Source organism: Pseudomonas sp. 9.1(2019) (genome assembly GCF_009910445.1).
In the GTDB taxonomy this organism is placed as follows: domain Bacteria; phylum Pseudomonadota; class Gammaproteobacteria; order Pseudomonadales; family Pseudomonadaceae; genus Aquipseudomonas; species Aquipseudomonas paraversuta.
Map to the genome: position 1 here is coordinate 34,254 of NZ_VBWF01000011.1, position 12,835 is coordinate 47,088.

Consider the following 12,835-nt stretch of genomic DNA (forward strand, 5'->3'; position numbering starts at 1 on the left):
GCCAGAGCCTCAGAAATCCCGTTTGTAGAAGATATCCAGCGAACTGGCGACGCCGCTGGCAACCTCCACATACACCCGTTTGCTGAGCTTGTAGCGCAAGGCAATGGTGCTGGCGGGTTCAAATACACCAACCCCGTAGCGCACGCTCAATCGTTCGTTGATCTTGCCACTGGCCACCACTGCGGTGTCATTGCCACTGCCTTCGGTATCGAGCTCAAAATCCTTGATCCCCAAATGATTGGCCAGATCCGTGGTAATTCCCGAACTGCCCATCAGCCCTAAGCCCAAAGCTGCCTGAGCGAGCAAGTTGTCATCTTCGCCAGTGCCTGTCAGCGGACGCCCCAGAACCAGGTACGACAAGGCCTGCTCCTGACTCATGGCCGGCTCCGAGAAGATTTGCGTGGTGGGCTGCTCCGCGCTGCCCGTCAAGCGAATCCCGGCGATGACGTCGTCGGTCTGGCGAACCGCTTCAATGTCCAGATACGGCTGATCGATAGGGCCTGCAAACAGCAGACGCGCCCGGCGAATGGTCAGCCTCTGGCCATAAGCACGGTAGCGACCATTGTTCAGACGCAACTCACCCCGGGTGTCCATGTTGTTGCCAATATGCACCTGGCCCGCCAGATCGGCATTCAGGCCAAAGCCCGAAAACGTCAGCAGCTCTTGCCCAACCACCACGTTGATGTCCATGTCGACCACCATGGGGGGCGCCTCATCCGACACCTGTTGCCCGACAATCACAGTGTCATCCGAAATCTTGACCGTCGAAGGCGGCAATTCGCGAACCACGATTTCACCTTTGGGTACGTTTACCGTGCCCGCAATCATCAGGGTGTTATTGGCGTTAAGCGAAATTTTCAGGTCCGGCGCAACCTCTAGCTTGGCGTATGGCTCAACCGTGACCGGAAGATGATTGCCCTTGATCAATACATTGACCGCCGTGGCCTTGCCCCAGGCCACATCGCCGCTGATGCTGCCCTGCCCCTGCTTGCCGCTGGTCCAGCCACCATTGAGCTGCGCGGTTTCGCCGTTGATATTGGCCGTCAGTTGCAGGTTCTCGAAGTTGGTCGGCAGTTGCGGGCCCGACACCTCACCACCGGTCAGGGCCACATTGCCGTTGATGTGCGGCGCCAGCAAACCGCCCGCGATCGTGCCCGAGCCATTCAACTGCCCCGTGAGCTTTTCAACCATGGGTACAAAGGGACGAACGACCGAAACATCCAGCCCGCTCAGGCGGAACTCACCGGTAATCGGCTTGTTTTTCGGCAATGGATTGATCCGTGCGCTGAGCATCAATTGCCCCAGCTTGCCACCGTCAAAATCGAACCGCGTGTCGACCCGGTCAGGGGTCAGGTTGCTGGTCAATTTGAACGTCTGATACGGGAAGTTCAGCCACTGGCCCTTATCTTTGATACGCAAAGTGCCACCGCTGGCATCCACCACAACCTGGCCCTTCGGCCCGCTGGCAGGCAAGTCCAGCAACAGGTCTGCGTTGAGCTGACCCTGCCACTGGAAATCCTTGGGCAACCACTGCGCCAGACTGTCGAGGGGGAACTGCTTGAGGTGCAACCGCAGTTGCGGGTCCGGCACCAGACGCTGATCTTCACTGCACAGGCTGGCAGGACCGGAGATCCAGCATTGCGCCCCCAGGTTGACCCGGCCATCGGCCAGACGCTCAAGACGCGCCGGTTTTTGCAGCTGCCAATCCTGGCCCCCAGCCTTGATGTCACCACTGACCAGTCGTCCACGCCAGTTGTCTTTGTCCAGGCCACCGTCCAGTGCCATACCCAGCTGCAGAGTTGGCCCTTGCAAAGCCAGTTTCAGCTGTTGACGCTTGATATCGCCGCTGCCGTTAGCGGTCAGTACACCGAACTGAGTATCACCGGCCTGAATTCCGCTGCCTTTGAGGTCGATCCGGCCTCGCTGATTGCCATCGAGGCTGGCGTTCAGGGTCAGGTTTTGCAGGTGGTTGTCAGCAAAAGCCAATTGCTGGCCATTCAACACAACCTTGCCTTGCGGCGCCTTGAGCGTACCGGCAACGTCGACCTGCCCTTTAAGTTGCCCGCGCAGTTCAGGCCATAGCTGACCCAGGCGCGGCAAATTGAGGTCCAGTTGTGCCTTGATCTGTTGCTGCAAACTGGCGGTGCCGTTAATCCGGTTATCCCCCAGACGAATGTCCAGCGCACTGACGGTCCAGGCCTCGCCTTCACCCGCGGCTTTGGCCTGAAGCATGGCGGGCAAGCCACGCAGACGGCCTTTGAGGTCAAGATTGGCATCCAGCTTGAGGCGCTCGTTCTTGAACTCGCCGGCGCTACGCAAGGGCCCCGCCAGCGTGCCAGGCAATTCGGCAACCCAGTACGCGGGGTTGATGGCGCTCAAGTCCAGCGCGGTGTCCCAGGCAACCCCGTCGGCAAACTGGACATTCACGTGGCCCTCGGCTTTGCCCTGCCCGGCAACCAGCTTGAGCTCCGGCAGGAAGATTTTGCCCAGATCGCCACTGAACGGGCTGCTGAGGCTGAACTTGCCTGCAGGCCCGTCGAGGTCGGCCTTGAAGTTGCCCAGGTAATTGCCGTCGCGGTAGGAGACTTCGCCGCTAAAGGTACGAAGATCCACATCAGGTTTGGCGATGACCGGGTAAAGGTTATGCCAGGGGAATTCCAGCCAGTCGATCTTGGCCTCGGCGCTCAATCCCTGATGCCAGTCCACCTGCCCCGAGAGCTTCAAGTGTTGCTGGGGGCCGGAGGTCAGTTGCAGTGCCGCGATCTGTGCGCCCCTGGCATCCACTCGCCCTTTGAGCAGCAGATTTACCGGCGTATTTTCAGCCGGCAAGGTGGCGCTGCCGTTCAGCTCGTAACCGTCCTTCAAATCACCTTTGGCGCTGAGCACCAGCTGTTCGACTTGCAAGGTGTCCGGCAGGTCGAAGCCGGGGTTGAACTGCTCCGATGTGATCTTCAACTGCGCCGGCAGGTTGTCGGCCAAGGGTTGAAGCTCGCCCGCGATATGAGCATTGAGATAACCGCTGGTATCCGCTGTCAGGTTCAGCGTGGTGCGCACATTGCCATCGACCTTCAGCGCCAGTGCCAATAGTTTGCCATCCGGCGCAGGCAGGCTGATGTTGCCTTGCAGGGCAAGCGGCCAGTCGCCATTGGGCTGCAACAGCCCGGACATCTCTACATTCAGGTCTTCACGTTCGACATGCACCGAGTCGATCCGCAGTCCCTTGGCGGTCCATTGCGCCGCCATCTGCATGCCCTTGAGCTGCTCGATACCGTTGAACAGTACATTGCCGACTTTCACGTCCCCGACTTCGATCGCCAGCGGCAATTTGAGATCAGGCAAGCTGACCGGGCCGCTGCTGCTGTCGTCACCCGGCGGAAATTGCAGGCTGACCCGGTCGGCCTGCAACTGGTCGATACACAGCGTCATGCGGGTCAGGCAGCCCGGCGACCAGGCAAAAATCGGCCGATTGACTTCGACACGGCTGCTGCCTTGCTCCCACAATAAGTAATCGGCACTCCACTGGCCGCCCAGGCGCCCGGCAAAGTTTTCCACCTGCAAACCGGGCACTTGCCCCAACACCCAGCGGCTGCCCGCCTGGGTGCCGAGAACCACCCCCAGCCCGACAACCACCAGCAGCACCAACGCCAACAGCACAAGGCCAACTATTTTCAAACCACGAATCACAGCTCAGGCCCCATCGAAAAGTGCAAACGAACCCCGCCATCGTCATCCAGCGCATGGGCCAGATCGAGACGTATAGGGCCTACCGGCGAAATCCAGCGAATACCGACACCAACACCGGTTTTCAAGCTCGGGAAGTCCAGGGTGTTGAACGCATTGCCCTGATCGACAAAGGCCGCCCAGCGCCATTTTTCAGCGAACTGATACTGATATTCGAGGCTCCCTGCCAGCATGTAGCGCCCGCCGATGCGATCACCGTCCGAGTTTTTTGGCGACAGGCTCTGGTAGTCATAGCCACGCACGCTTTGATCGCCACCGGCAAAGAACCGCAAGGACGGCGGAATCGACTTGTAGCCGTTGGTGGCGCTACCACCGAACTGGACACGGCCCAAAAAGCGGTGCTTGTCCCACAGGGTGGTCAGGGCCTTGAACTTGATATCGCCGTGCAGCAGGTTGGTATCCGACATCAGGCCTTCTTTGGCCACCTGCACATCGGTGTTGATGCTGTAACCGTGGCTCGGGTCGATGCGGTTATCACTGCGCAGGACCGAATAACTCACCCCCGGCATCAGTAGGGTACTCAGACCCGAGTCATCGCCCAGACGGTATTCTTCGCGCTGCCACTTGAGCGAAACAATCCGCGTCCAGCCGTTATCCAGCTTGCTGTGCCACTCGGGCCCCACCGTCAGCAGCTTGCTCAAGGTATCGGTATTGGCAATTTCTTCGTACTGATAGCCCGCAGCCAGGCGCAGCTTGTCCGTCAGGGGCGGGTCCAGCGGAATGTCATACCAGGCGCCGACGTTTTGCTTGGGCTGGGAAATCTCGGACTCAAAGCCATAGCTGTCGCCCCGCGGGTTGTCCCAGTGCCGGGTCCAGCTGGCTTTGCCCCGGGGGCCGGTGTCGGTCGAATAACCAAGACCCAGGGTCATGGTGCGCGGTTTGCGCGTTTGCAGATCCACGTCGACCGGAATCACCTGCCCCACAGCGGTACTCGGTGCAGCATCGACGCGCACAATCTCAAAATAGCCGCTGCTTTGCAGGTTTTGGTTGAGCTCGGCGATCAGCTCCGAGTCATAAGGGGTGTCGGGTTTAAAGGGCACCATGCGTTGCAGCAGGGTTTGATCAAAGGGCGCATCACCGGCAAAGCTGACTTTGCCGAGCACATAGCGCGGCCCGCTTTCGTAGACCAGATTGATATCGGCAAACCCGCCTTTAGGATCGACCAGCAGTTCGTGCTTGATGAATTTACCGTTGAAAAAACCGTAGCGCAGGGCACGGTTCAGAATCATCCGTTTGGCTTGTTCGTAGTTGCCCTGATTGAGCACCGCGCCGGGTTTGAGATCATCACTGGCGGGGATTTGAAAGGCCTTGAGCGAGGCAGCCGGGCCCTCGACACGCACGTTGACGTTGCGCAGATGCACCGGCTCACCGGGATCGATACTCAACTCCAGACGCGGCGGATCACCGGGTTTGACCTCGACATCAATGGTGGGTTGGTAGTAACCCAGGGCCTGGGAGGCTTTCAGGGCTTGCTCCTGGGCGCCACGCTTGAAGCGCAACAAAGCCGCCTCGTCGCGATCGCCGAGGCTGCCGATATAGCCTTCCACATTGGCCTTGAGGGCATTGTTTGCCGGCTTGACCTTGACCACCAACTCGCTTTGGGCAAATGCCGCGAAGCTGCTGATCAGCAGGACAAGACCACTGGTAAATCTTCCTGGAAACTTCATAGGCGCGGATGCTATCACGGGCAGGAGTGCGCATAGAGCGCACCAACGCGCAGAAGTTCGGTTTTAAGCCATGTCTGTATGTAACACCTGCGGATTGGCGTGAAAAAACACGCGCTCAACCACCGGGCCGATCGCCACTTCACCGATCTCCACATACCCCTGGCGTTTGTAGAAATCCTGATAATGCGGGTTGCCCGTATCGAGCACCACGCCTTCGGAATGCTCGTCCTCGGCACACCAGTTGTGCACGGCCTCAAGCAACTGTTCGCCATAGTGCAAGCCTTGAAGTTCAGGATGGATGCCCAGCAGTGGCAACATGTGTACCGCGTCGCCGGGCACGCAGGCCAGGACCGCCTGATGATAGTCAAGATAGCGCCGCGTGCAGCGCAACCCCGTGCTCAGCAACATGCGCAACTGCCACGCCCAGCTTTCCGTAATACCCAGCCGCCGTTGTGGCGGGGCAATCAGGGCAATGCCCACCAGCCGGTCATTGACCAGCAATCCCAGCGCGGGCAGATCCTGCAGGAAATGCTGCTTTACCAACTCGCGAACCGTGGCCCGAACCCGTTGCTCATAGCCCCGGCGCTGCGCCTCAAACAAGTAGCGAAACGTCGGTTCATGCCTGTATGCCTGATAAAGCAGAGAACGCGCTTCCCTGGAATAGCCGCTGTCGAGCATTTGAATCTGGCTGGCGGCGTTCGACGTTTGCGTCATGACGGTCAATCTCCCTGGCGGATGGCGGCACTTCTAGTGAGTACGAGCCCCCGAGGACCACAACAGTTCAATCGTGGCCACGTGCTTCCTACGTTAGCAGCGCATTTGCCGCACTGCACGCAGGCCGCTAACATCGCAGTTTTGCTCAGGACTGCCCGCCCATGAAAATCGTTTCTTTCAACATCAACGGTCTGCGCGCCCGGCCGCATCAGCTGGCAGCGCTGATTGAAAAACACCAACCCGACGTGATCGGCCTGCAAGAAACAAAAGTCCATGACGATCAGTTCCCCCTGGCCGATATCGAAGCACTGGGCTATCACGTGCACTTTCATGGGCAGAAAGGCCATTACGGGGTCGCCCTGCTCTCGCGCCAGGCACCGCTTGAATTGCACAAAGGCTTCGCCGGCGATGAAGAAGATGCCCAGCGGCGCTTTATCTGGGGCACGTTCGCTGACGAAAACGGCCAGCCGGTAACCATCATGAATGGTTATTTCCCACAGGGAGAAAACCGCGATCACCCGACCAAATTCCCTGCCAAGCAACGCTTTTACAGCGACCTGCAACAACTGCTCGAGAGCCAGTTCAGCAACGAGCAGCCATTGATCGTGATGGGCGACATCAATATTTCCCCGCAAGACTGTGACATCGGCATCGGCCCGGACAACGCCAAGCGCTGGCTGAAAACCGGCAAGTGCAGTTTTTTGCCCGAAGAGCGCGAGTGGATGGAACGCCTCAAGGGCTGGGGGCTGGTGGACAGCTTTCGCTACCTGTACCCGGATGTGACTGATCGCTTCAGCTGGTTCGACTATCGCAGCCGTGGTTTCGAAGACGAGCCCAAGCGCGGCCTGCGCATCGACGTCATCCTGGCCTCCCGGGGGCTGGTGCCCCGGATCAAGGCTGCAGGTGTCGACTACGACCTGCGCGCCATGGAAAAGCCTTCGGACCATGCGCCGATCTGGCTGGAATTGAGCTGAACGGGTGCAGCAGCAAGCTCGCCCCTGCGGGGTTATGTGATGAAAATTACAGAACCTGCGGGAGCGGGCCCTGGACCTGTGTCATCGGGCTGAAACACATCTGACTTAAATTGCTGGCATTTCCCTGGGGAAGGTGCCCGTCGATGCTGCGCTTAATGTTGCTATGCCTGTTATGGGCGATAGCCAGTCCGGCCCATGCCGCCGATTTGCGAATTCAGGGTTCAAACACCATTGGTGCCAATCTCGGACCGGCCCTGGTGACGGCCATGCTGATACAACAAGGTCTGCACGACGTCCACAACGTCCCTGCGTCCCCTCCCAACGAGCACAGCATTGTCGGCACCAATGCGCTGGGGCAACAGGTCCGGGTGGATGTAGCAGCCCACGGCTCCGGCACCGGTTTCACTGCATTAAAGGCAGGGCAAGCGGATTTAGTGGCCTCCTCGCGCCCGATCAAGGATCGGGAACTGGTGGAACTCGAAGCCCTTGGCGACCTGAAAAGCCCCGACGCCGAGCAAGTCATCGCCATCGACGGACTGGCCATTATCCTTCACCCGGGCAACCCGATTTCTCAATTGAATACCGAGCAACTGGCACAGATATTCAGCGGCCAGATCAGTACATGGGACGCTCTGGGCGGTATCCCGGGCCCGATTCATTTATATGCCCGAGATAACCAGTCCGGCACCTGGGAGACCTTTAAAGAGTTGGTGCTGAGCCGTACCGAACATCCGTTAAGCAAGACGGCGCAGCGCTTCGAGTCCAGCGAGCAGCTGTCAGATGTCGTCAGCCATGATCCCCAAGGCATAGGTTTTATCGGTCTGCCTTACATCCGTGGCGCCAAAACCCTGGCCATCGTGGACGGGTCGTCCCAACCGATGCTGCCGCTCAACAGTTTGATTGCCAGCGAAGATTACCCGCTGTCGCGACGCCTGTTCTTTTACCTGCCACCGACCAGCAGCAACCCCTGGGCCCGAGCACTGATTAGCTTCACCCAAAGTGCCCAGGGCCAGGCCATCGTTGCGCAAAACGGTTTTGTCGCCCAAAGGGTCCAGGCCAGCAGCGTGCTTCCCGGCGCGCATATGCCCCGGGACTACCAGACGTTGACCACACAGGCGCAGCGTTTGTCAGTCAATTTCCGTTTTGAGGAAGGCAGTGCATCACTGGACAACAAGGCACGTCAGGACTTGCTGCGGGTGGTCGACTATTTAAAGGCCAATGGCAAGTTGGACCGGCAGGTGACACTGGTGGGTTTTGGCGATGCCAAAGACGACCCCGAACGCGCGCAACTGCTGTCCAAACTCAGAGCCATGGCGGTACGCCGCGAGCTGGTTAAAAGCGCTGTAGTGCTGCGCGAGATCCGGGGTTACGGCGCGCAGATGCCAGTGGCGGCCAACACCGAAGATGAAGGCCGCCTGAAGAATCGCCGGGTTGAAGTGTGGGTTTATTGAACCGGCAGCTGGCTTGCCTGCGATGGCATACCAGCTCCCGCAATAGACAAGCCTCAGGGCTGCAGGGCAGCGTACTTGTCCAGTTCAAACTTGCCCACCGCAGCCCGGTGTACTTCATCCGGCCCGTCGGCCAGACGCAGGGTGCGTTGCATCGCGTACATGTAGGCCAGCGGGAAGTCTGCCGAAACCCCGGCGCCACCATGGAGCTGAATGGCCCGGTCAATTACCTTGAGTGCGACGTTGGGGGCAATGACCTTGATCTGCGCTATCTCGCTTTTTGCAACTTTATTGCCCGCCACGTCCATCATGTAGGCCGCCTTCAGAGTCAGCAGCCGGGCCATATCAATCTCCATGCGCGAGTCGGCAATCTTGTCGATATTGCCCCCCAGCCGCGCCAGCGGTTTGCCAAAGGCCGTGCGCGCCAGCGAGCGCTTGCACATCAGCTCCAGTGCCCGCTCGGCCATACCAATTGAGCGCATGCAGTGGTGAATACGCCCCGGGCCAAGGCGGCCCTGGGCAATCTCAAAACCGCGTCCTTCGCCCAGCAAGACGTTTTCGTACGGCACCCTTACATTATCGAACAACACTTCGGCATGACCGTGGGGTGCATCGTCGTAGCCGAACACCGGCAATGGCCGTACGATTTTCACCCCCGGCGTGTCGACGGGCACCAGGATCATCGAATGTTGTTGATGGCGCGGGTTCCCGGGATTGCTCAGCCCCATGAAGATCAAGATTTTGCAGCGCGGGTCACAGGCTCCCGAGGTCCACCATTTGCGGCCATTGATCAGCCACTCATCGCCGTCCCTTACAGCACGGGCCTCCATATTGGTGGCATCGGACGAAGCAACCTCGGGCTCGGTCATGGCAAACGCCGAACGGATCTCGCCACGCAGCAGCGGTTCAAGCCATTGCTGCTTTTGCTGCGCACTGGCGTAGCGCACCAATACTTCCATGTTGCCGGTATCCGGCGCCGAGCAGTTGAAGGGCTCCGGACCGAGCATCGAACGGCCCATGATTTCAGCCAGCGGTGCGTACTCCAGATTCGTCAGCCCGGCGCCCAGGTCCGATTCAGGCAAAAACAGGTTCCACAGCCCTTCAGCCCTGGCCTTGCGTTTCAACTCTTCCATCACAGCCGTTGGCTGCCAGCGATCACCTTCAGCCACTTGCCGGTCGAAAATCGCTTCCGCCGGATACACATGAGCGTCCATAAACGCTGTCACGCGCTCGCGCAGGGCCTGAACTTTCGGGGAATAAGCGAAATCCATGGGTGGCTACCTTTTACCGGGAATAACGAAATGTGATGCCCGATCCTAGAACAGCCACCTACCATTTACCCTGCCTATTTACCGCGTGTATTACCATTCATAAGCAATATATGATTCGCCGCAGTCAACAACTGAACAAGAGCCCCGGGCCATGAATCTGAACAAGGTCGATCTCAATCTGTTTATCGTCTTCGACGCTATCTACACCGAAGCCAATCTGACTCGCGCCGGGCAAATCATCGGTATCACCCAGCCGGCGGTATCCAATGCCCTTGCACGTCTGCGCGAGAGTTTTAACGACCCGCTGTTCGTGCGCACGGCCCAGGGCATGGTGCCGACCCCCATGGCCCAGAACATCATCAGCCCGGTGCGCAGTGCCCTGGCCCTGTTACGTGTGTCCGTCCAGGAAAGTCGTATTTTCAATCCGCTACAAGCCAGTAAAACGTTCCGGATCAGCATGACCGACCTGACCGAGGCGGTGATTTTGCCCCCGCTGTTTCAGCGCTTGCGGCGTCAGGCACCGGCAGTAGTGATCGAAAGTTTTCTTTCCCATCGACGTGAAACCACCAGTGACCTGGCTGCCGGGCGCCTGGATTTTGCCGTGGATGCGCCGCTCAACACCGACCCGCAGGTACGTCACGTCAAATTAATGGAAGACCGCTATGTCTGTGCCATGCGCCAGGGCCATCCATTAGCCAGCAAGCCCGTGATCAACCTGGATGAATATCTGGCACTGACCCATATCCATATCTCGACCCGCCGCAACGGCCTGGGGGAAGTCGACCTGGCGCTGGGCAAAATGGGCCTGCAGCGCAAGATCACCCTGCGCTCGCAGCACTACCTGATGGCCTCCAATGTGTTGCAACAAACCGACATGGTAATGACCGTACCCGAGCGTTTTGCCCGGCGTCATGCCCTGCACTTTGTCAAATTGCCGCTCAACGAACTGCCCAACGTCGAAACCCATCTGTACTGGCATGAAAGTACCGAGCAAGACCCGGCCAATCGCTGGATGCGTGAGCAACTGATTGAAGTGTGCCGGGAACAAGTCATCCGCGAAAATGAAGCCGGGGCCGCCAGCTTGCTTGACGTAAACGTCAAGCAGCCATTAGCTTAAGGGCATGAATTCTCAAGAGCCCGCCCATGAGCAGCCAGACGTACAGTATTTCCGACCTTGCCCGCGAGCTCGACATCACCACCCGGGCCATCCGCTTTTACGAAGAACAGGGCCTGCTCGCCCCCGAGCGACGCGGCCAGGAACGGGTGTACTCAGCCCGGGACAAAGTCAGCCTGAAATTGATTTTGCGCGGCAAGCGCATCGGCTTTTCACTGGCCGAATGCCGCGAGCTGATCGAGCTTTACGACCCCAGCAGCGGCAATCAAAAACAATTGAACAGCATGCTGGGCAAAATCGCCGAGCGCCGTGAGCAACTGGAACAGCAATTGCTGGACATTCAACAGATGCAGCTTGAACTCGATACGGCTGAAGAGCGTTGCATCCAGGCCCTCGAACAAACCATAAAAAACCTGCCGGCCTCCTGAGGCCCAAGCTCCCCCAGGGCGCATACAAAAATACGGTGAATCCCATGACACTCCCTACCCATGTGCGTCTGATTGAAGTCGGCCCGCGCGACGGCCTGCAAAATGAAGCCCGCCCCATAAGCGTGGCGGACAAGGTGCAACTGGTTGACGCCCTGACGGATGCCGGGCTTGGCTATATAGAGGCCGGTAGTTTTGTCTCGCCCAAGTGGGTGCCGCAAATGGCCGGGTCTGCCGAAGTCTTTGCCCATATCCGGCGCAAGCCCGGTGTGGTCTATGGCGCTCTGGCGCCCAACATGCGCGGGTTTGAAGACGCCATGGCAGCGGGTGTGAAGGAGGTTGCGGTATTTGCCGCTGCGTCCGAGGCGTTCTCCCAACGCAATATCAACTGTTCGGTCAGCGAAAGCCTGGCCCGCTTTGTCCCCATTATCGAGGCCGCCCGGCAACATGGCATCAGTGTGCGCGGCTACGTGTCCTGCGTGCTCGGCTGCCCCTATGAAGGCGACATCGCACCGCAACAGGTCGCAGCGGTGGCACAAGAGCTGTATGCCATGGGCTGTTACGAGGTTTCACTGGGTGACACCATCGGTACCGGCACTCCGACGGCGACACGGACAATGATTGAGGCGGTAAGCGCTCATGTCCCGCGGGAAAAACTCGCCGGGCATTTCCATGACACCTATGGCCAGGCGCTGGTCAATATCTACGCCAGCCTGCAAGAGGGCATCGCGGTGTTTGACAGCTCGATCGCCGGGCTGGGCGGCTGCCCGTATGCCAAGGGCGCCAGCGGCAACGTGGCCACCGAAGACGTGTTGTACATGCTCAACGGCATGGGCATCGAGACCGGGGTCGACCTGGACAAACTGCTGCTGGCCGGCGAACACATTTGCAAGGTACTGGACCGTGTTACCGGCTCCCGGGTAGCAAGGGCGCGCCAAGGGGCATAAGTGTGGCTGAGTGTTACCTCGTCATCCCCCAAACGAGTAACACGGAAACAAACCGGCCTGCTCCGCGGCCGGTTTTTTATTGCCTTAAATCTCAAGCCATTGATTTATAAGGATTTTAAAAAGTTGGCACGGCTCCTGCTATCTCTATGGCATAACAAGAATAAAAATCGCAGCAACATAATAAAAACAATACGAAACGACTCTGACATAACAAAAACAACACGACAGAGACGCAGCTAACAGATTTTTTTGGAGAAGGTTTACTTTTCCGAGGAGCCAAAAGCCACCTCGCAACCGGGCAGAGAATAATAAAACTACCTTCAGGTAGCACCCGCACAGGTTGGATCACAGGTTTGATAGCCGGTGATGAAAGTGGATCAGCGCTCAAAAAAATACGTTTGCTCTTGATCCTGCATGGGGATCGCACAAAACAGCAACAAAGGGCCACGGTTCCAAAAACAACAATAGACCGCCCCTCAATAATAAAAAAAGAGCACGCAACGACATATTAAAGGGGAGCCTCGGCTCCCCTTT

At 58.5% G+C, this 12,835-nt stretch carries 9 protein-coding genes; 5 read left to right on the top strand and 4 right to left on the bottom strand.

Going from position 1 to position 12,835, the window contains the following annotated elements; translation table 11 throughout:
- Window positions 1-9: 9 nt before the first annotated feature.
- From FEZ21_RS19080 to FEZ21_RS19090, 3 genes are all read right to left on the bottom strand, one after another.
- On the bottom strand, window positions 10-3,684 hold the full coding sequence (locus FEZ21_RS19080) for a translocation/assembly module TamB domain-containing protein (RefSeq protein ID WP_160628217.1): 3,675 nt from the start codon (window positions 3,682-3,684) through the stop codon (window positions 10-12).
- On the bottom strand, window positions 3,681-5,408 hold the full coding sequence (locus FEZ21_RS19085) for an autotransporter assembly complex family protein (protein WP_003441426.1): 1,728 nt from the start codon (window positions 5,406-5,408) through the stop codon (window positions 3,681-3,683). Before FEZ21_RS19085 ends, FEZ21_RS19080 begins: the two co-directional genes overlap by 4 nt.
- A 63-nt stretch (window positions 5,409-5,471) precedes the next feature.
- Window positions 5,472-6,122, bottom strand: coding sequence for a GNAT family N-acetyltransferase (locus FEZ21_RS19090; protein ID WP_003441424.1), 651 nt, complete (start codon window positions 6,120-6,122; stop codon window positions 5,472-5,474).
- Window positions 6,123-6,283: 161 nt separating this feature from the next.
- On the opposite strand from FEZ21_RS19090, the gene xthA reads away from it, so the two are divergent.
- Together xthA and FEZ21_RS19100 are read left to right on the top strand one after the other, a co-directional pair.
- The gene (gene xthA, locus FEZ21_RS19095; RefSeq protein ID WP_003441423.1) at window positions 6,284-7,096 is read left to right on the top strand and encodes an exodeoxyribonuclease III; all 813 of its coding nucleotides are present in this window, start codon (window positions 6,284-6,286) and stop codon (window positions 7,094-7,096) included.
- A gap of 143 nt (window positions 7,097-7,239) precedes the next feature.
- Window positions 7,240-8,547, top strand: a complete 1,308-nt coding sequence (locus FEZ21_RS19100) for a substrate-binding domain-containing protein (protein WP_003441422.1) — start codon at window positions 7,240-7,242, stop codon at window positions 8,545-8,547.
- 53 nt (window positions 8,548-8,600) lie between these two features.
- Here FEZ21_RS19100 and FEZ21_RS19105 read toward each other — a convergent pair whose 3' ends face one another.
- Complete coding sequence (locus FEZ21_RS19105) at window positions 8,601-9,815, bottom strand: acyl-CoA dehydrogenase (RefSeq protein ID WP_003441421.1); 1,215 nt, start codon at window positions 9,813-9,815, stop codon at window positions 8,601-8,603.
- Window positions 9,816-9,966: 151 nt separating this feature from the next.
- On the opposite strand from FEZ21_RS19105, the gene FEZ21_RS19110 reads away from it, so the two are divergent.
- From FEZ21_RS19110 to FEZ21_RS19120, 3 genes are read left to right on the top strand one after another with little or no spacing between them, the layout of a single operon-like run.
- Window positions 9,967-10,932: a LysR family transcriptional regulator gene (locus tag FEZ21_RS19110; RefSeq protein WP_003441420.1), complete on the top strand. Its 966-nt coding sequence runs from the start codon at window positions 9,967-9,969 to the stop codon at window positions 10,930-10,932.
- 26 nt (window positions 10,933-10,958) lie between these two features.
- Window positions 10,959-11,357, top strand: a complete 399-nt coding sequence (locus FEZ21_RS19115; RefSeq protein WP_003441419.1) for a MerR family DNA-binding transcriptional regulator — start codon at window positions 10,959-10,961, stop codon at window positions 11,355-11,357.
- A 44-nt stretch (window positions 11,358-11,401) separates the two neighbouring features.
- Window positions 11,402-12,301 (top strand): hydroxymethylglutaryl-CoA lyase, encoded by a 900-nt coding sequence (locus FEZ21_RS19120; protein ID WP_003441418.1) that lies wholly within the window; start codon window positions 11,402-11,404, stop codon window positions 12,299-12,301.
- Window positions 12,302-12,835: the final 534 nt, after the last annotated feature.